Genomic DNA, 20,976 nt, shown 5'->3' on the forward strand with positions numbered 1-20,976 from the left:
CCCCCCCCCCCCCCCACTTTTTAATGCCTTAGCAACCCCTCGTGCCCAATTTGCTAAGTCAGGTAACCAACACAAAACACCATATGATGTATACACAATATCAAATTGTTGCGTATTAATATCAGCAAAATGACACACATCATCACACACAAATGTGGCGTTTAAGCCAAGCTGTTTGTTTAATATTTTTGCTTCATCGATTGCAGAGGAAGACAAGTCGACACCTGTCACCGTCGCACCGAGTCGTGCGAGCGACAGTGAGTCTTGCCCAAAGGGCACTGTAAATGAAGTATACTTTTTCCACTCACGTTACCTAGCTGATTAATTTCAATATCATTAAGCGATGATTGACCTTGTAAAAAGCTGGCAACATCATAAAACTTCGATTTTACGTGCAGCACAGTCCGCTTATTCCAAGTTTCTTTATTAATATCTAAATAGTTCATACTCGACTCGTTGGCGTTGTTATGACTCAGAGCTGCTATGTTTATAGCTCAACTCCTACATGCTTCTCAGCTTAAAATAGTCAAAAACCAAAAAAGCACCAACTATTTGCGATAAACCATTAATTTAGGTACACATGGTTTTTGCACATAAACGATAATTGCGAATATGGCATGCAATAATAAGCCCTGAACCCACGACCGTCATAATACGCTCCATAAGCTCACCTAAAAGATCATGGCCAAATACCACCGCAAATACTAAGCACGCTAACCCTGCAATTCCCACAATTAATATATGCCATGCTTTGTGCCGCTTACATCCAATACTGAGTGCAACAAGGCTTATGACTAAAGCGATACATACTAACAGTTGATGAACCGACTCATCTGCCAAAGCCTGCAACCCAATCACTGGTACTAACAGCAGCATTAAGGGTAAAAATATGCAATGGAGAATACATAACATTGACACACCTATTGCTGCTTGGTCCATCCGTTTTTGTGGAAATTTCATTCGCAACTAGCCTCTTTCGTCTTAAATTTTTTTACTCGCCTTAACATTTTACATAACGTGAAAAAGCCCGCAGTGCGGGCTAAACGTCAGGGTTAAGAATCGTCTCTTGTTAAATCAGTGTTTACTGCTTAATGTTCGTGCTCGTGTGCTTCACCTGCAATGCCTAACCAAACTACATTTTTTGGCACAATATCTAACTCAAAGGTATGCGCAAATTCACCATTTTCTAAGTCAATGGCGAGAATATGTTGGTTGATTGGATCTGTGACATAAGCCACTTGCTGTGATTGTGAAAGCGTCATGGTAAAACCATGTTCAGCTGGCATCTGTGCTAAATCAGAGGTCGTTACCGTAATGTTATGTGCCAGTTCCCAGTGGTATTCATTATCATGTGTATGACCTTCAAACACTGAAACAACACCAGCACTGTCCATTAATACCACATGCTCACCTTCAGCACTGAAGTACGCAGCGCTTAATCGCGCATCGTCACTGGCTTGCCATTCCATTTTTTCTACTGAACTGTTGCTTGGGTCAATGGCGTACACCCCAGTGCCGCTGCTGCCAATGAACAAATCTTTCTCTGGGTGGCCGCGCAACATACCAATTCTCTCACCTTCAGCAAATTCAGCTGGATTCATGATTTTTTCATGAGTAAAGGCATTATCATGGGTGTCAATCATCACCACTCCATCGGCACAAGCAAACGCCACCAGCTCACTGCTTTGTGCACTGCCATGCAAACTTGGGCAAGCTACATCAAATACTTTATCTTGGTCAAAATGGTCTCCATGACCATGAAATAAACCGATTTGGCTTGGTAAAGTCGAGCTGCTTTGCTCATCACGAATGGTGCTTATTAAGTATTCGCCAACTGTTTGCATCGCACCATGTTGGTATGTACTGTAATCAAGCGTTGCAAAATCACGGTCGTTGTTGGTGATGTTCGACTCATCAAATACCATTACTTGGGCATTTTCTGCGGTGTCTTTATCACCATCAAAGAACACAACACTGTTGTGTTGGCCCGCATTTACGTGGGTCGGTTTTACACCTTGTAATGCAAAATCAACAAGGCTTGGGGCTTGTTCATAAGGGTGTAAGTGATCGCCATGATCTTCTTGCCACACGCCCCCGTCAACAAATTCAACCATACCCGCATCACGCTGCACCGCCATCACATAACGATGGTGTTCAGTGGCATATAAATATTGTGGATACCCAGTAATGCCAATGCTATCTATATGTTCACCATCTTTTGCAGATAAGACGGCAAGCACATTGCTATCGAAAGTAGACACAACCAAACGACCTTCGATGCCCACCTCTGTATGACCGTGATCATCACCCGTTGAACCTGAGCCATCAGGTTGTTGTGTAGCCGGTGTTTCTACAGGTGTTAACGTATGCTTTGTATCGCCACACGCTGAAGTTAATGCTGTAGCAACAAGTGTTGCTAATAACTTTAATTTTATATTCATTGTCGTCACTGTCTAAAGAGTCTAAATTCGTGAGAGCGTGCGTTGACTCTCTGCTTTGGAGTTAATGTTATATTATAACAAAACATAATTGCAAGTAGTTCTTTTGGTAACGAGTCCAGTAGAATTAAAAGAAAAGATATAAAAACAAAAAAAACACAAAAAAAACATTCCATTTACAATACAAATAGGTACACTGAACTAAGTGCTGAGTTATGCGCAGAAGGAATTGGCATCATGAAACTAAAAAACGTAAAACTCCAAATCAAAGGAACGCTCTTAATTAATATGACTGAGTGTGTTTCCTTGAACACCTTTATTTGTGTCTAATTACAGATAAAGTCTCCGTTTACTTATTCAGCACTAATTATGATTTTTATCAGAAATACCCAGCGCCACGTTCATCGTGGCGCATTTCTTTGCTTTGATTTTCTTTTCTCTTAATAAAACAGATTAACCAGCCTCACATACCTAGTCTGTTTACTTGCATCGATATCGTGCAATTATTGTCTAGTCTAGCTACGTGCGATCTTATACATGAAAAAAATTCAGCCTATCTAAAATGTCATTAACAGTACAAAAACAAACGTTTTCAAACAAACAGTTAACATTTAGCACCCGCTGAATTTCAATAAACACCCGAAAAGTAAAGGCGAATACAAATATTTATCATTTGCATAATTATGCATTGAATATTAATTTGGATGACCTGCTTAAAAAATGTGTAGTTCAAATTAAGTGCTTGTTATGCAATGAACTCACCCGTTTAGTAAATTGGGTACTCAATGAAAAGATATTTATTTGATAGAAATTTAGAGCATTCGAGCTGTGGCGTTGGGTTTATTACCCACAAAAAAAGCGAACAAACACATCAATTGCTAGAACATGCTCACCAAGCACTTTGCCGTATACCTCACAGAGGCGGTATGAATGCACAAGGCATTGGTGATGGTGCTGGGGTTAATATTGACTTGTCGCTTAATTTTTTCAAAAAAGTGACCGGCAACGCCGCATTACAGCTTGGTGAATTTGGGGTAGCCAACTTTTTTTACCCCAAAGAACTTACGCACCATCACAAAGCCACTCAATTAATTGAAAACACACTATCGAAGTATAACTTACCCATTGTTACATTTCGCACTATCACAACCGATGAAACCGTGCTTAATCATGCTAGCCAACAAGCACAACGACAAATCAAACAAGCCGTTTTTTTAAAACCAAGCCAGTGTGATAGCCAAACTCAGTTTGAAAAACAGCTCCACCGCGCGCTTCACGACATCGAAAATGTGGCTTTTACTGACCCTGAACTCAGTGGACTTTATCCCTTGTCAATGAGCAGCCGTACCCAAGTATTGAAAGGCCGTTTAAATAGCTGTGAAGTGATCCCTTATTTTACCGATCTATGTGACGCAGATCATCAAATTCATACGTTATTCTTTCACACTCGGTTTTCAACCAATACCGCACCAAATCCAATGTTTGCACAACCTTTCAGACGAATGGCCCACAACGGCGAGCTTAATACCGACCGAAAAAATCGCCTAAGTGAAGACGCAATCGCCAAGTCGCAAAATAAGAAAATCATTACCCCTCATGGGCAATCAGATTCAGCGCGTTTAGACCAAACATTAGAAAGGCGAGTAATCGAAGATAACTTAGAGATTGATGTCGCCGCATTGGCCATGATGCCGCCTGCTTGGGAAAATGACAGCGATTTACCCCCCTCAGTGAGAAATATGCTTGAATATTTTTCTTTATACGAAGAGAAAAATGACGGTCCCGCAGCACTCATTTTTGGTGATGGAGTTAAGGTAGGCGCACGACTCGATAGACTCGGGCTGCGACCTTTACGGAGTGTCGAGACATCAGACTATTTGGTGGTGATGAGTGAAGCGGGTCAAATAGATTTTGACCCTAGCGACATCATACGCCGCGGCCGTATTGAAGCCGGAGGCATGATTGTATTTGACCATAGCACCGGAGAAATTAAAGAAACCCAGCAAATTTTAGAACACTTAGCTAAGCAACAAGATTACGCCGCGCTATTGAGCCAATCAAGGGTGAATTTATCCGACTTGCCGATACCGCAATTACAAGAAGTAAAGCAACGTTCTTCACTGAGTACCAGCGCGCAACATGTGGCATTTAGTTTAAATCAAGAAAGCTTTAAATTTATGCTCGACCCCATGTTGTTAAATGGGGCAGAAAAAATCTCTGCCATGGGATATGGCTTGGCCCCAAATGCTCTTAACAAAGATGAAGGCGGTCTATCTCGATACTTTAGCCAACGGTTTGCGCAAGTAACCAATCCGCCGCTCGACAGCATTCGTGAAACAGATGGTATGACACTGCGTGTGGCATTGGGCCCAAAGCCCAATATCAGTCCAAATAGCCATAAACAAATTGTATTAGACTCCCCTATTTTAATGCCACAACACCTGCTCGCGCTAGAAAAACAAAGTGCGTTGCGTACCAAAACCTTACCCCTACTGTTCAACATAGACTTAGACAACAACAACGAGCATAGACTGCTTGATGCGCTAGATACCCTCACGGATCTCGCTGAACAACAAGCCCGCGAACAAGTCGATATCATCATTCTAAGCGACGAGCACATTTCACATAGCCAAGCTGCTATTCCAGCATTGCTAGCTGTTGCTAAAATTAATCAACGGCTGATAAGTCGAGGGCTGCGTTTTACTACCAGCCTTGTTTGCCATACCGGACAAGCAGTGAGTACACACGACATCGCATGTTTACTTGGCTTTGGAGCCTCTGCGGTATGCCCGCTCACGGTATTAAATCGTGCCACAGAGTTATTCGATAGCCCAACAGATGTGCAATCGGCGATACTGAAATTTAAGAAAGCCGCTGAAAAAGCCTTAATGAAAACCATGGGCAAATTTGGTTTATGCACTGTAGAGAGCTACATTGGCGGTGAATTTTTCGAAGCCAACTTTATTGATACCCATGATCCAGCTTTGAAAGCCATTTTCCCCAATATTCACTCCCCTGTAGGAGGTGCCCAATTTAAAGATTTGGTACAAAGCGTTGAGTACTGGCATAAAAAAGTCCCCCATGTTCAATCTGAAAACCAGATCCCTGTACTCGGGTTATTCAAAGAGCGCGCTCAAGGAGCAGGTCATAGCTTTGGTATAACTGCGGTTCGTGAATACATCAATATGACTGAAGAATCGATTCAATATGTCGACGAATCACAGCTTGAGTCACAAGACCAACAAGTCATATTGCCGCAAGATGAAGGGTATCGAGATTTAGGCTATGACGCACGCAGCCCCCAGCAAATAGATGACTTTACCATCACGGAAGCGTACCGTGAATTTAGTCAAAACCTTTATCTTGAACGCAAACATCGCCCTGCTGCATTGCGAGATATATTAAGCCTACCGATTCAAATCAAAGCAGATGCATCAGAGCAAACTCTTAAAGAGTGCTTTAAACACATATCAGTGTCAGGTTCATTTACACTTGCCATAACCGGGCTCACGGTGCGCCGTGAGCGCTCTAATGACATTGCACAACATTGGCATGTCGCATTCGACCCTACTGGTAACCTCCAGAGTTTAGAGGCTGCGCTCATAGACGTATTTTCCAAAGATATTTTCACCCACAGCATAGTGAACTCACATCTAACACTTGCAGTGATACAAGATAGCGTACTCGATAAGCTATTAGCGAAAGTCATCCCGGCTCGCACGGCAATACCTGTGACAACGATTCAACCAGCACACCAAATCACTGCTGCTTTTGCTTCTGGTGCTATGAGCCATGGAGCTTTAGTCGAAAAGGCTCACCAAGCAGTAGCGCAAGGCACCAATATTGCGGGCGCAATGAGTAACTCTGGTGAAGGTGGCGAAAGTGCTTCGAGGTACAACACTGTAAAAGCCAGTAAAATTAAGCAATTTGCCTCTGGTAGATTTGGGGTCTGGACAGGCTACCTTGCCGACCCAGTCTTGCAAGAAATCGAAATTAAAATAGGCCAAGGCGCAAAGCCTGGCGAAGGTGGCCAACTTCCCGCACATAAAGTCAACGTACAGATAGCCGCAGCACGCGGTGGCACACCTGGGGTTGAACTAGTCTCTCCACCACCGCATCATGATACCTATTCGATTGAAGATTTAGGGCAGCTCATCCACGATGCCAAAGCCGCACGAGTCAAAGTCGTCGTTAAACTCGTTTCATCTGAAGGTATTGGTACCATTGCAGTTGGCGTTGCCAAAGCAGGCGCTGATGTTATCAATGTCGCAGGCAATACAGGCGGTACTGGGGCAGCCCAAGTGACCAGCTTGAAACACACAGGTCGGGCCGCCGATATTGGTATTGCTGAAGTCCATCAAGCGCTCGCTGAAAACGGCTTGCGAGATAAAATAACCTTACGCTGTTCTAATGCTCACCAAACGGGGCTCGATGTGGTCAAATCAGCCATGTTAGGGGGTGACTCATTTGAGTTTGGTACCACAGCACTGATGATGCTCAAGTGTGTGATGGCTAAAAACTGCCATCAAAAATGTCCTGCGGGGCTGACAACCAACCCTGAGGTTTATCAAGGTGATCCGAGAGCATTGGCGCAATATTTTATGAATGTTGCGCACGAAACCCGCGAAATATTGGCACACCTTGGCTATACATCTTTACGTGAGATACGTGGAAAAAGTAATTTGTTACACCTCGTTGCGCATCCTATGATGGTCGGACAACTAGATATGACGGCTATGCTCGCGCCAGTAGAGCCCATAAAAATTACCACACCAGTGTACCTTGAAGCAAACTTTGATCATGACACGCAGTGGCTGATGCAGCTGAAAAAAAACTTATTTGATAACCAAACTGAATACTTATCTCTGCCTCCCATCACACTGAATAACTGTAACAAAACAGTCGCTGGGCAACTGGCGATTGATATCGAGCGGACCCTAAATTATCAATTAAGCGATGCGACCATTGCCGCTCACCCTGCAATATATAGATTGAGTAATGGCAGAGTCGTGTTAAAAAGTAATACGCTCTCGTTGCATACGTATGGCTCAGCAGGCCAAAGTTATGGGGCATTTTTGAATACGGGCATGCAACTTCAACATATCGGTACTTGCAATGATGGTGTAGGTAAAGGCATCAGCGGCGGTCGCATACAGATCACGAGTCCTGTTTCACACGCAAAACAACCATTAACCAACAATGTACTGATCGGCAACTTTGCATTGTTTGGGGCGACAGGTGGAGAATTGTTTATTGCAGGCCAAGCAGGCGACCGCTTTGGTGTACGTAACTCAGGTGCCGTAGCCGTGGTGGAAGGAGTTGGTGATTTTTGTTGCGAATATATGACCAATGGTTCAGTGGTTAATTTATCTCATTACGGAAAGAGTTTAGGCAACGGGATGAGTGGCGGTACCGCGTATCAATACGATCCAAGCGGCGATATTGTCACGCAGTGCAGCCAAGACAGTGTCGTCGCTTTGCGCTTAGATGAACACACTCCCTTGTGTTTAGGCCATGAAGCTGCGCTTTTGTATCATTTGGAATGCCATATTGATGCTACCGGCTCTACGCACGCCCAATCACTGATTAATAACTGGGCTGAGCACAAGGCGCATTTTTATGTCCTAATCCCAAAAACACTCTATAGCTATCATTGCCCACATAATATTGTGGACGCTAATGAGCGCAGAACCATGCTTGAAGAGCTCTCACAAGCTTGGGCAAACCGCCTATTAAAAGAAGCTCAAATTGCATATCAACACAACGAAGACGACGGTAAATACCTATTTGATGGGCAATTACCTGATTATGGAGATCGAGACACGACTCTCATTTATCAATATGTGATCTCAGCGGGTGTATTTCATCGCGCCCATGAAGCTGCCAAAAAGTTAGCCTCACAGTCCACAGCACGCACCAGCGAAGACAGCGCTAAATACTTGGTCACGGCCCTTGATCGAAAGTTGCAAGAAACACTGGTAAAAGATACCAAAGAGGCATTAGCCAGCTACGAAAGCGATGCGCTTAGCTGCTTACTCGCACAAAAGCGCGTGCAAGATTACAAAGACGCATTGGAGCGCCGTGAGGTTTGGGATAGTAACGCGTTTGGTACCAGCGTTTGGATATTACATCGCGATAACTGTGTCCAAGAGGCACTGCGCCAACATCGACCATTTGAACAACTACTTGCGACCCATTTTTGCCATGTGCTAGTTGAAGCAATTCGCGCAACAGCATAAGTAAGGAAAAGAATTATGACACACTCAAATAACACCCAATTAGTCCCCTATTTACCAGAGGATATGCCATTCAATGATGACCAAAAGCAATGGCTCGGTGGCTTTTTAGCGGGTTTACATAGTCGCTTATTAATAAAAGAAGAAACTGTTGCGCAATCAGTTCAGCCAGCCATGCAAATTAAACCACTCACCATAATTTATGGTTCGCAAACCGGTAATGCTGAAAACCTAGCTGAAGAAGCCGCACAAATGGCTAAAAACCATGGTTTGCTGGCTTCGGTATTCGATATGGATGATATTTCTGTGTCGCAATTAAGTGAAGCTGAGCGACTACTAGTGATCACAAGTACCTATGGTGATGGTGAAATGCCCGATAACGCACAATTATTGTGGGATGAGATAAATGCCCAGTCGGCACCCTCATTTGAATCAACTTACTTTTCCGTTTTAGCCTTGGGTGACACCAATTATGATGATTTTTGTATTGCCGGCATTCAATGGGATGAACGCTTAGAACAACTGGGTGCGACCCGAGTCGCACAACGTATAGATTGTGATGTGGCCTATGAAGCCCCAGCAGAACAATGGATGGCTGAAGTACTGCCCACAATCGCGCAAAAAGGCAGTAACTTAGATCAGCAACCAGCGCGTACTTCTGAGCAAAAGCCTAAAAAACACAAAGCCAAGTTTAATAAAGAGTCACCGCTGAAGGCTAAGCTTTTAACCAAAATGCGGTTAACCGATGAGTGCTCAAGTAAAGAAACCATTCATTATGAACTCTCTTTAATGGACTCAGGTGAACACTATGATGCTGGCGATGCCCTTAATATTATCGCTCACAATAGTGCCACACTCGTTAACGACTTACTCAGCGTACTCAATGCCAGAGCCGAACAGCATGAAACGTACAATGGTAAAACCGATGAGCTAGAATACATATTCACTGAATTACTCGAAATTCGCCAGCCCAGTAAAGATCTCATTCATGAAATAGCACGTCTGAGTAGCTGCCCTGAACTGCTTTCCCGACTGGGCGATAATCAGGCCATGAGTGATTATTTATGGGGTGTTGACACGGTTCAGCTACTTAAGCGTTACCCAGATAATGCTCTTTCACCAGCACAATTTATTCAGCTCGCAAAGCCAATGGCACCCAGAGCCTATTCCATTTCATCGAGTCTCAAAAAGCACCCAGATCAAGTACACTTAACCATTGCCAGTGTGAGATACACACAAGATGAACGTCAACACAATGGAGTGTGTTCAACGTACTTAGCCGACCTGGTAAAAATAGGAGAGTCAGTAACTTGTTACTTTTCGGCCAACAAACACTTCTCTGTACCCAATGATTTAGCCGCGCCCATTATTATGATTGGCCCAGGTACCGGTATTGCACCATTTAGAGCATTCCTAGAAGAACGGGAAGCCACACACGCCACAGGAGATAATTGGTTGTTTTTTGGTGACCGAAATGCAAAAACCGATTACTTGTATGAGCAAGAGTTAACCCAGATGTATCAAAATGGCCTATTGACGCGATTAGACTTGGCCTTTTCTCGTGATCAAGCAGAAAAGATCTATGTACAAGATAAAATGTTAGCGCAAGGCGAAACCCTATTTAACTGGCTCGAAAACGGGGCGTATCTGTATGTCTGTGGCGATGCCTATAAAATGGCGAAAGATGTTGATGCAACGCTGCACACGATTGTTCAGCGGTATGGTCAATATGATGAAAACCAAACGCAAGAATACATGGCCAATTTGAAAAAACAAAAACGCTATGTGCGGGACGTTTATTAAGGACGGGAAGCAACCTTTACGTTAAGATTTTAAACGTAAAGGTTGTTTAAGTGGCACTACATTAGCGCCGAGTTTTGGAAACAGATGACTCATTTGCCTATCTAACTTAGTGAGTTCGGCAATACATTTTCCTTGCTGCTTTTGACAATTTTCACAGCGGCTATATTGTAATACAATACTATTTCTCAACCACAGTTGTAAGTCAGCAACACATTGAACATCACCATAACGAAGACATACTTGCTTTACTTTATGGCAAGCATCAAGAAATGCGGATAAGTTGGCATACTCTGTTGGTGTGTGTTTTAAAATCAAAGATCTAACACTGAGTTCTGAATTAGCATGATCAAACTCTTTTTTGTATGCATCTATTTCTAACACCAATCGCGTAGTCATAAATCCCTCATCTCAGTTATTAACGAAACTCGTCATCTGTTCGGGCCACGCTAGGCCCCATTTTTATGGCGGCTTACTAAACAATATGACCCGTCTGAAGCATCACTTAACATGCCGCTCATACTGGTATCTCTTTGGTTTTTGAACACCATCGTATTACTGTTTAACTTGCCTTGATATTGCCATTTTTTAAATACTTCCTCACGTACCAAAATACACGGAGACTTTACGGTAAATGTTTCTTGAAATGTCACCGCGCACTGGCCTTGCGTATCTTTAGTGGCCGCATAAACCACATGGCTTTGTCTATCTTTGTATTCGATCACCCCAGAAACAAAGCTACTATGCCGTTGTTTGCTTTGACTGTTTAATTCAAGTAACCGGTGTTTATTTAGCCCAATGGTGTTTGTCGCAAGCTCTATCAGCTGCGCGGCACACACTGGGTTAGTTTTAGCAGCTAACACTTTTTCCATAGAGGTTTTTGCAAGACATGCAATGCTCAGCATCGTCAATAAGCATGCGCTTAACCACAAAATCAAACGGTTCATAATAACTCTCTAATTTTCGCCGCTAATTCATTAGGGGTTGTGGTATGACTCATGGCCGTGATCAACTTACTAGATTTATCTAAGATATAAAACCGTGATGCATGAGACACGGAGTACTCCATAAATGAGTCACTTAGATTATTATTATCGTAAAACACACCATACTGGCCACTGACAGATTTAACTTGTTCTACCGTGCCAGTAAGTCCCAAAATATCGTCATGAAAGTAAGCGGTATATTCTTGTAATTCAGCAGGTGTATCACGCGTTGGGTCAACCGTCACAAATAACCCTTGAATGGCATTTGGGTGACTCTTCTCAAGCCGCATCATTGCACCGGTTAAAACAGCAAGTGAATTAGGACACACTTCAGCACACGATAAATAGCCAAAATACATCACCACCACTTGCCCTTTAAAATCATACAATGACACGGGGCCTTCACTACTTTGTAAGGTGAAGTCCCCGCCGAGCTCTGCAAAGGTCTTTTTCGGTTGATTAAAGTCTTTACTGGTTGTTGCTAAATAGAAAATCACTAAGCCAACAACCCCCAGTACACAACTGAGTAAAAACAATCTCCGTAAATTATTCCCTTGCATTTGTGTTACCTCACCGTGAGTAATGTTTGTGGTGCAAGGCTGACAAAGTCCAGCGACATAAACACACTCAATGATGTGATGGCCAATATTGACACCACAAATACACGCTTTGCCCATATGTGTTGTTCATAGCGACCAAAGTCAACAATGGTAATGGCTAACCACACTGTACCAATAAGTAACGTTGAAACAGCGTATAAAGTCCCCACATAATTAAACACAAACAATGCCAATGCCATCAACGTAAACGCGACAATATAAGCCACCATGTGCTTGCGCGCTGACTCAATACCGTTAACCAGAGGTAACACCGGAATATTAGCCGCTTTGTAATCTTCAAAACGGTAAATAGCAATGGCATACGAATGTGGAATTTGCCATAAACAAAATGTCAGTAAAATAACCAACGCCCCCACATCAAACTGTGCTGTCACCGCGCAGTAACCAATAACAGGTGGGCATGCGCCAGAAATACTGCCAATTAGAGTGCCGTATACCGATTTGCGTTTATAATGCAGGCTATATAGCCCAACATAAACGGCAAAACCAATCACGGCAAATAGCACAGCCATCTCCGTAGTAAAGTACCCTAAAGTACCAAAACCAATCACACCCAGTATCGTTGCATATAACAAAGCGCCATTAGACGTAATGACCTTTTTTACCAAAGCTCGGTTCTGCGTGCGCTGCATGAGCTTATCAATGTCTTGGTCTATCACATTGTTAAATACACAACCCGACGCAATGACACCTGAGGTACCAATACAGACAGCCAAAAAAGTCACTAATTGAAAATCACCTTGTGCAGCCAAAAAATAACCTGCAACAGTGGCAATTAAATTGCCTATGATGATCCCTGGTTTAGTTAACACTAAAAACTCTTTGAACATGCTAGTGGCCCATCAGCATGTTGTGATTCAAATGCTCCATGATCCAAATAGATCCAATGACCACAATCGCAACAATAAGCACCACAAACACCGCCGACGTGGTATTCCAAATTTGTTCTGATGATGAATTCATATGCAAAAAGAAAATCAATTGCACAAATATTTGTGCGATTGCACAGACCAAAATCACCGTTAATGTCAACACCGGTGTCAGTAAGTCATACATCAGTACGCTAAAAGGTATAGCCGTTAATACAATTGAAAGCATTAAACCAATTACATATTCTTTGACGCTACCATGCGCTGCGCCGCCGTGACTGTGATCAGTTGCTGTTGCTGTGCTCATTACATCACTCCTAATAAATACACTACGCTAAACACACAAATCCAAATAATATCGAGGAAATGCCAGAACAAACTTAAACAAGACAAACGTACTAAGTTATCTTCGGTAAAGCCGTCTCTTTTAAAGTGTGCAAACAACACCAACATCCAAATACAGCCGCCTAGTACGTGTAAACCATGCGTGGCGACTAAGGCATAAAACGCAGACCAATAAGCACTGCTTTGTGGCGTCGCGCCTTCACTACTAAAATGATAGAACTCGTAAAGCTCCATGCCTAAAAAGCCCAGGCCCAGGGCCAGTGTCACCACCAGCCAAGAGATCATGCCTTTCATATGCCGTTTATTGGCATAGAGCATCGCCATACCAAAAGTAAAACTACTTAACAGTAACAGCGCTGTTTCTACTGCAACGAAGTTTAAATCAAACAGGTCCTTGGGGGTTAACCCACCCGCATATCCACCACTGAGTACCGCATATGTTGCAAACAAAGTTGCAAACAAAATGCAGTCACTCATTATGTAGATCCAAAAACCAAATACCGTATCACCACCTGAGTCGTGATGATCGTGGTCATGATGATCTATTTCATCATGATCGGTTGCGTGACTTTGAGACATAGTTAATTCTAATCCTCTTTTAGCTATTAGTTTTAGCGTGCTGCCTAACAGCATCTAGATGTTTTGCTTCAATTTCTTCTACTTGCTCAACAGGCACGTAATAGTCTTTATTACGTTCAAATGAGTACATGATCCAAGATCCAATCATGCCCAAGAAACCAAATGCAGCCATCCACCAAATATGCCAAACAAATGCAAAACCCATCACCAATGAGAAGGCACTAATCACCACGCCAGCCCAAGTATTTTTCGGCATGTGGATCTTTTTATATTTATCTGGCGCTTGATACGCAAGACCGTGCTCTTTCTTATAATAATGTTCGTCTCTGTCGTGAATTTTCGGCAGTTCAGCAAAGTTATAAAACGGTGGCGGTGACGACGTTGCCCATTCAAGCGTGCGTGCATTCCAAGGATCGCCCGTCACGTCTTTGTTTTTATGACGGTCATGAATACTGACAAAAATTTGATAGAACTGCGTCATGATCCCTGCCAATACAATCAATGCACCACTAGCCGCAATCCACAATAATGGTGTCCATTCTGGATTATCGTAATAGTTCAGACGACGCGTCATGCCATTGAAGCCCAAAATATAAAGTGGCATAAAGGCTGCGAAGAAACCGATCGTCCATAAAGCACAGGCTACTTTTCCAAGCTTTTCATCTAGCATGAAACCTGTAGCTTTCGGGAACCAATAAGTCATACCCGCAAAATAGCCAAATACGGCGCCGCCAATGATCACATTATGGAAGTGAGCGATAAGAAACAAACTGTTGTGTAATACAAAGTCGGCTGCAGGAACCGCCAACATGACACCTGTCATCCCACCGATTGTAAAAGTAAATAAGAAGCTACATGTCCACCACATTGACGCAGAAAACTCGACGCGACCTTTGTACATGGTAAATAGCCAATTAAATATCTTCACCCCGGTGGGGACGGATATGATCATAGTGGCAATACCGAAGAAAGCATTCACACTCGCCCCAGCCCCCATGGTAAAGAAGTGATGTAACCAAACGACCATAGACAGCACCATGATCACCGCCGTCGCCCACACCAATGATGTATACCCAAACAAACGTTTACGAGAGAAAGTTGCCGTTATCTCAGAGAAAATACCAAAAGCAGGTAAGATTAAGATATAAACTTCTGGATGACCCCATGCCCAAATGAGGTTCACATACATCATTTGATTACCACCCAGATCATTCGTAAAGAAGTTAGTACCAATATATCTATCGAGGGTCAGTAAGGTAATGGTCACTGTTAAGATAGGAAACGCTATGATTATCAATACGTTAGCGCACAATGAAGTCCAGGTAAATACAGGCATTTGCATTAACTTCATGCCAGGCGCACGCATTCTAAGGGTCGTTACGAAGAAGTTAACACCCGTAAGCAAGGTGCCAATCCCTGAGATCTGTAATGCCCAGAGCCAATAATCAACCCCGACCCAAGGACTGTACTCCAACCCAGATAAAGGAGGATATGCCAACCAACCGGTTGCGGCAAATTCACCTACAAACAGCGACACGTTAACTAATACTGCACCGACCACAAATAGCCAAAAACTCAATGAGTTTAAGAAGGGAAATGCCACATCTCTTGCGCCAATTTGCAGTGGCACCACAATATTCATTAATCCCACGACCAATGGCATGGCGACGAAGAAGATCATGATCACGCCATGGGCGGTAAATATTTGGTCGTAATGTTCAGGAGGTAAATAGCCCGCGCCAACACTGTCGGCGGTGGCAAGAGCTTGCTGCGCTCGCATCATCAGGGCATCAGCAAAACCACGTACTAACATGACGATCGCGGCAATAATATACATTATGCCTATTTTTTTATGATCAACTGACGTTATCCATTCGTCCCATAGGTAACGCCATTTACCCATTTTGGTTATTAGTGCAAATAAGAAGATACCACCCAACGCAACGGCAATCATTACCGGCAAAATAACGGGGTCATGGACTGGGATAGAATCCCATGTCAACTTACCCGTAAGCGGATCTGGATCTGTAATAATGGTGGCTTTACTGCCCATTTTGTACCCCAGTATATTTTTCTATGGTTTTCTTGAAATGCAATGGATCAACATCGGCAAAATGTTCAACCTCATTGTCTTTAGACTTTACGGTCAGAGCTTGATAAGTCGGCTCGTCTAATACCTTTGGCGAAGCTTTTACTTTATCAACCCACTGTTGGAATGCTTCATCAGATACAGAGTGCGTTTTAAACTTCATACCTGAGAAACCAAAGCCACTGTAGTTTGCCGATAAACCTCTAAACACCCCTTCTTCTGATGCCATCAGATTCAATCGATTTTCCATACCCGCCATTGCATAAATCTGGCTGCCCAAACGTGGTATAAAAAATGAATTCATCACCGTATCTGAGGTGATCAAAAACTCGATAGGCTTGTTAACTGGTATTGCAATTTCATTCACCGTCGCAATTTGTTGCTCTGGATAAATAAATAGCCACTTCCAATCTAACGCAACCACCTGAATGGTGAGTGTGTCTTCATCTTTACCCAGTGGTTTTCTTGGGTCGAGTGAGTGTGATGTCACATACGTTACATACGCCAATGCGGCAATAATTAAGCAAGGAACTAACCAAACGATGATTTCAATCTTAGTAGAGTGCTCCCAATGCGGCTTATATTCCGATTTGGTATTACCCTTTCTAAACTTATAAGGAAAGTAAATCGACATAAACAAAACAGGAATAATGACGATTAAGAGCAAGCTAGTAGAGATTAGAATGAGGTCTTTAGCCTGTTCACCAATCGGCCCTTTCGGGTCAAATAATGCCAGTTCACAACCACTTAGAGACAGCGTGAGTACAATAATAATTGTGCCCAGCAACAACTTTTTAAGCATACGAAACCTATCTGATTTCAGTTCTACACCGATATTTATCCTTTTTATTCAAAGCATAATAACAGGTTAGAATATTTAATTGATATGATAATAGTTACCATTTGTATTTCCTTTACAATTTTAAATGTTGTTAGGCCGAAACTCAACCCCTCCTTGATGTAGATCAAAGATTTTTTTATCTTTTGCCGTTTGGCAACTACACTAATTTAAGGTCATGTTGTTCAAATATTTATTGGGGGCACAATGAAAAGACTGTTTTATGCGACCAACAACCTCGATGATGCAGAGTCTATTTCTGATGAAGTACATAAATTAGGGATAGATGACCATCATTTTTACGTACTCAGCCGTGATGAAAATGGCATAAAATCACATCATCTACATGGGTCTTCTAATATTGATAAAACGGATATTATCGCCGCTAAAAAGCGCGCAAAAATGATGGCATCAGGCGCACTGGCAATTATGATAGCCGCCGTTGCACTTTCAACAAATGCGTTCAACAGCCAACTACTTTGGGCCATATTTGCAGCAATATGTGCTTATGTGGTGATAAGTTTTATTCTGCTGATTACCGGTGGATCATTTGATGGTTATTTTAAGTCTTTGATCAATGAAAGACTCGATTCAGGTGAAGTAATTATCATCATTGATGTAGAAAAGGCGCAATCGAAAAAAGTAGAGCGACAACTCGACACCCATGACAAGGCACAATTTTTAGCCGACAGTTCAAACTTAGCGTCTCCAATACCAGATTAGAGTGCGCTATCGACCCAGACACGCCAGCAACGCATTAGGTTGCTGGCTTTTAAATGGCCCTTGTTACACTCGCATAAATAACCTCAGCAAGTCGAAAGTGAATAGTATCACCGTTACACGTTTGCACGTGTCGTCATGGTTCTATGTGCCATTGTAAATGAGGCATCATGCACAGAGCTGACAAAATGCCATTCAGTCTCTACAGTTTCAGTACTAAAAGTAACAGTCATAAAACCACGTTGATGAATATTAGCAAAATCAAGGTCATCTATTAGCAACTGCAACACTTGGGCGTACTGCTTTGCTTGTGGGTCCGATAGCTTTAAATAATACTCTAAGCCTGGTGAGCTTACACCGGCAGTTGCAAATTCATAGCCACAGACTTCTCCTTGCGTATTACATAACCTACCAGACCACGCATTATGTGTATCTCCAGCTAATACAACCAAGTTTTTATTGGTTGCCTTTGCTGTTTCTAATATCACTTCTCGTTCAACCGGATAGCCATCCCATGCATCTAAATTATAGGGTGCGACAAAACCAACTCTTGCCTTTTCTTGTGCCGTTAATGACGGATCACTTGCGTTTACACGTCCTTTAAGTTGTGCCAACTCACTTAATTGCTGCGCCATGGTCTGTGATGGATCAGCCAATGAGGTAAGCAACTCTGCTGGCATCATCATTTTCGTCATCAATACCTGTTGACCTAACACTTGCCATTTGGCATTAGATGTTTTCATTCCATCGGTCAACCAAGTAAGCTGCTTATTGCCTAATAGGTGTTGTTCTGGCGTAACTAAATCGGTTTGAAAACGCGAAAAATCCATTTCTGCGGAGTTTGGGTCAATATAGTTTTGATAATCTAATGCTTTAACTCGTGCTTCATTACGCGTATCTAACATGTAAAGCGATACTAGATCACCAAACTCAAACTTTCGATATAATGCCTCAGCTTGATCTTTCACATAAGGTCGAACAGGCATCCATTCATAATAAGCTTGTAGTGCGGCCAACTTACGTTCGCTAAACATTCCCTCACCTGCATTATGGTTTTCAGCTCCTTCAACGTAAGTATCGTTACATATTTCATGGTCATCCCATACGGCGATAAACGGCGCTTTTTGATGCAATGCTTGTAACCCGGTATCAGTTCTATACAGCGCATATCGCTTACGATAATCATCTAACGTGATTATTTCATGGCTGTTGTCAGCATCCAGCTCACGACCTAAGGCTTGAGCCTGTTCTGTTGCATATTCACCCATACCATACTCGTAAATATAATCACCTAAATGTAAAACCGCATCTAAGTTGTTTATTTTCGCCGCTTCGGCATAAGCGTGAAAGTATCCTGCAGGGTAATTCGCACATGACATCACCGCAAATTTCACTTGTGATACGTCATTTTGTGGCAAAGTTTTACACTGACCAAGCGGCGAAATGGTATTGTCTGTTACAAACCGATAGTAATATTGGGTGTCAGCCTTTAAGCCACTTAAGTCAACTTTTACTGTGTAATCATTTTTTTGTAAAGCAGCAACAGTCTGACTCATTGAAGCAATAGTTTGCTCTTCCTCCTCGAAAACCTGCAAGGTTAAATTAATATGCGCAGGCGTGCCCTCTGGGGTGACTCTAGTCCACAAAATAATGCTATCTGATAACGGATCTCCGCTGGCCACACCATGTTTAAAATCAATGGTTACATCGTTACTCGCCAATGCACTTTTATCATGGCTACTGCAACCCGCTAAAGATAAAGCCATCGTTGTAGCACCAATCCCCAATAAAGTGCCTTTCATAAAATCACGACGAGATAAACTACCCATATTTGTTCCTTAGATTACGACTAACTATTAAAGAACACGCATAGTAATGAGTACAGATGACAATTTTACGACTGGTCACACCACGTACACGGTATTTTACCTAAGTATAAATAAGCAAAATATGTGTTATTACATTTGCTCAATAAACAACCAACCACCTATTTTTACAATGAAAGGCAATAAGTTACAAAGGCTAAAAATCGCGCGTCAATAGATGTTTACTGCATAACAATGCTTAAGTAACCCTAAATACATGCATCACTCCTCCATTTTCTATATGATGCCGCCCAAATATAATTCTAATGAATAGGACAACAAGTATGAGTAACGCCTCAGAAGCGATATCTTCAGATATGCCTTCAAACGATGCTGAGCGCTGGAGTCAGCATGATACACAGTGGGTTCTAAGCTTATTTGGTACCGCAGTGGGTGCAGGTATTCTGTTTTTACCAATTAATATCGGTATTGGCGGGTTTTGGCCACTGTTGATCATGACCGTACTTGCGTTTCCAATGACGTATTTAGCACACCGCGGGCTTGCACGGTTTGTATTGTCTTCAAAGCAAACTGATGCTGACTTTACTGATGTTGTTGAAGAGCATTTTGGTCCAGGCGCTGGGCGCTTAATTTCATTACTCTACTTTTTCTCTATCTTTCCAATTTTACTTATTTATGGTGTAGGCTTAACCAATACTGTTGATAGCTTTATTGTCAATCAACTAAACATGGGCTCACCACCAAGAGTTGTGTTGTCGGGTATATTAGTTGCGGGTATGATTGCGATTATGATGGGTGGTGAGAAATTACTCATGCGTACATTCTCAGTCTTAGTTTATCCACTTGTGGCCGTCCTGCTATTTCTATCGTTATACCTGATCCCTAATTGGCAAATACCAGTTATCACCACACCCGATGCAGCAAGCCTTACCCAAACTCTGTGGTTATCAGTTCCTATCGTTGTATTCTCATTTAGCCACGCAGCCGCTATTTCTAGCTTTGCAAACGTACAGCGTCGCCACTATAAGACACATGCACTTAGCAAGTCAGAAAACATCTTACAATGCACCTCAATTATGCTCATTGTCTTTGTATTATTATTTGTCTTTTCATGTGTGTTATCTTTATCACCTGAGCAAATGGCAGAGGCAAAACAGGCCAACGTATCAGTATTATCGTATTTAGCGAATGTTTATGATAACCCGTATATTGCCATGCTTGGCCCATTGGTTGCGTTTATCGCGATTACTTCGTCATTTTTAGGGCACTTCTTAGGCGCACGAGAAAGCTTTAATGGTTTAATGAACAAAAAAACCTCACTTGAAATCAAACAGATCGATAAACTTGGTGTTGCAATGATGTTTGTCGCTATTTGGATTTGCGCTGTATTAAACCCAAGTATTTTAGACATGATGGGAGCAATTTCGGGGCCTATTATTGCTATGATCTTGTTTATCATGCCAACTATTGCTATTTTTAAAGTCCCTGCATTACATAAATATAAGGGCAAGATAGGTACTTATTTCGTGCTCATTGTCGGTTTACTGTCAGTATCCGCCTTACTATTTAATATGTTTGGCTAACACACTAACAATACACACCTCACTGAACTATTGGGGGTGTGTATTGC

At 42.4% G+C, this 20,976-nt stretch carries 16 protein-coding genes; 4 read left to right on the top strand and 12 right to left on the bottom strand.

What is annotated here, in order from left to right; genetic code table 11:
• The 3 genes from CWC18_RS21625 to CWC18_RS18425 form a co-directional block, all read right to left on the bottom strand.
• Positions 1-279: class I SAM-dependent methyltransferase (locus CWC18_RS21625; RefSeq protein WP_249930155.1), on the bottom strand; the 279-nt coding region annotated here is incomplete at its 3' end.
• A gap of 291 nt (positions 280-570) precedes the next feature.
• Positions 571-960 carry a MerC domain-containing protein gene (locus CWC18_RS18420; protein WP_138591701.1) on the bottom strand — a complete coding sequence of 130 codons (390 nt, stop codon included), beginning with the start codon at positions 958-960 and terminating at the stop codon, positions 571-573.
• 128 nt (positions 961-1,088) lie between these two features.
• On the bottom strand, positions 1,089-2,441 hold the full coding sequence (locus tag CWC18_RS18425; RefSeq protein ID WP_138591702.1) for a hypothetical protein: 1,353 nt from the start codon (positions 2,439-2,441) through the stop codon (positions 1,089-1,091).
• Positions 2,442-3,223: 782 nt separating this feature from the next.
• Between CWC18_RS18425 and CWC18_RS18430 the strand changes: the two genes are divergently transcribed.
• Both CWC18_RS18430 and CWC18_RS18435 read left to right on the top strand, forming a co-directional pair.
• On the top strand, positions 3,224-8,677 hold the full coding sequence (locus CWC18_RS18430; RefSeq protein WP_138675850.1) for a glutamate synthase-related protein: 5,454 nt from the start codon (positions 3,224-3,226) through the stop codon (positions 8,675-8,677).
• A gap of 15 nt (positions 8,678-8,692) precedes the next feature.
• Positions 8,693-10,477, top strand: a complete 1,785-nt coding sequence (locus CWC18_RS18435; protein ID WP_138591704.1) for a diflavin oxidoreductase — start codon at positions 8,693-8,695, stop codon at positions 10,475-10,477.
• Positions 10,478-10,498: 21 nt separating this feature from the next.
• Here the strand turns inward: CWC18_RS18435 and CWC18_RS18440 are convergent, their stop codons facing one another.
• From CWC18_RS18440 to cyoA, 8 genes are read right to left on the bottom strand one after another with little or no spacing between them, the layout of a single operon-like run.
• On the bottom strand, positions 10,499-10,873 hold the full coding sequence (locus CWC18_RS18440) for a hypothetical protein (protein ID WP_138675851.1): 375 nt from the start codon (positions 10,871-10,873) through the stop codon (positions 10,499-10,501).
• 50 nt (positions 10,874-10,923) lie between these two features.
• Complete coding sequence (locus CWC18_RS18445; protein WP_138591706.1) at positions 10,924-11,421, bottom strand: hypothetical protein; 498 nt, start codon at positions 11,419-11,421, stop codon at positions 10,924-10,926.
• Positions 11,418-12,020 (bottom strand): SCO family protein, encoded by a 603-nt coding sequence (locus CWC18_RS18450; protein ID WP_171041157.1) that lies wholly within the window; start codon positions 12,018-12,020, stop codon positions 11,418-11,420. Before CWC18_RS18450 ends, CWC18_RS18445 begins: the two co-directional genes overlap by 4 nt.
• A 5-nt stretch (positions 12,021-12,025) precedes the next feature.
• Positions 12,026-12,910, bottom strand: a complete 885-nt coding sequence (cyoE, locus tag CWC18_RS18455; protein ID WP_138675853.1) for a heme o synthase — start codon at positions 12,908-12,910, stop codon at positions 12,026-12,028.
• Between the two features lies 1 nt (position 12,911).
• Positions 12,912-13,256, bottom strand: coding sequence for a cytochrome o ubiquinol oxidase subunit IV (gene cyoD, locus CWC18_RS18460; RefSeq protein WP_010366908.1), 345 nt, complete (start codon positions 13,254-13,256; stop codon positions 12,912-12,914).
• Positions 13,256-13,873, bottom strand: a complete 618-nt coding sequence (gene cyoC, locus CWC18_RS18465; RefSeq protein ID WP_171041158.1) for a cytochrome o ubiquinol oxidase subunit III — start codon at positions 13,871-13,873, stop codon at positions 13,256-13,258. The genes cyoD and cyoC overlap by 1 nt, the downstream gene beginning before the upstream one ends.
• Positions 13,874-13,892: 19 nt before the next feature.
• The gene (cyoB, locus tag CWC18_RS18470) at positions 13,893-15,926 is read right to left on the bottom strand and encodes a cytochrome o ubiquinol oxidase subunit I (protein ID WP_138675854.1); all 2,034 of its coding nucleotides are present in this window, start codon (positions 15,924-15,926) and stop codon (positions 13,893-13,895) included.
• Positions 15,916-16,764 carry a ubiquinol oxidase subunit II gene (gene cyoA / locus CWC18_RS18475; RefSeq protein ID WP_138591711.1) on the bottom strand — a complete coding sequence of 283 codons (849 nt, stop codon included), beginning with the start codon at positions 16,762-16,764 and terminating at the stop codon, positions 15,916-15,918. Before cyoA ends, cyoB begins: the two co-directional genes overlap by 11 nt.
• A 243-nt stretch (positions 16,765-17,007) precedes the next feature.
• Between cyoA and CWC18_RS18480 the strand changes: the two genes are divergently transcribed.
• Positions 17,008-17,523 (top strand): hypothetical protein, encoded by a 516-nt coding sequence (locus CWC18_RS18480; RefSeq protein WP_138591712.1) that lies wholly within the window; start codon positions 17,008-17,010, stop codon positions 17,521-17,523.
• Positions 17,524-17,636: 113 nt separating this feature from the next.
• On the opposite strand, the gene CWC18_RS18485 is transcribed toward CWC18_RS18480, so the two are convergent.
• Positions 17,637-19,349 carry an alkaline phosphatase D family protein gene (locus CWC18_RS18485; protein ID WP_138675855.1) on the bottom strand — a complete coding sequence of 571 codons (1,713 nt, stop codon included), beginning with the start codon at positions 19,347-19,349 and terminating at the stop codon, positions 17,637-17,639.
• 320 nt (positions 19,350-19,669) lie between these two features.
• Here CWC18_RS18485 and CWC18_RS18490 point away from each other — a divergent pair, with 320 nt between their 5' ends.
• Positions 19,670-20,929, top strand: coding sequence for an aromatic amino acid transport family protein (locus CWC18_RS18490; protein WP_138675856.1), 1,260 nt, complete (start codon positions 19,670-19,672; stop codon positions 20,927-20,929).
• Positions 20,930-20,976 lie beyond the last annotated feature (47 nt).

Origin of the sequence: Pseudoalteromonas aurantia, from assembly GCF_005886875.1 — a bacterium.
GTDB lineage: Bacteria > Pseudomonadota > Gammaproteobacteria > Enterobacterales > Alteromonadaceae > Pseudoalteromonas > Pseudoalteromonas aurantia_A.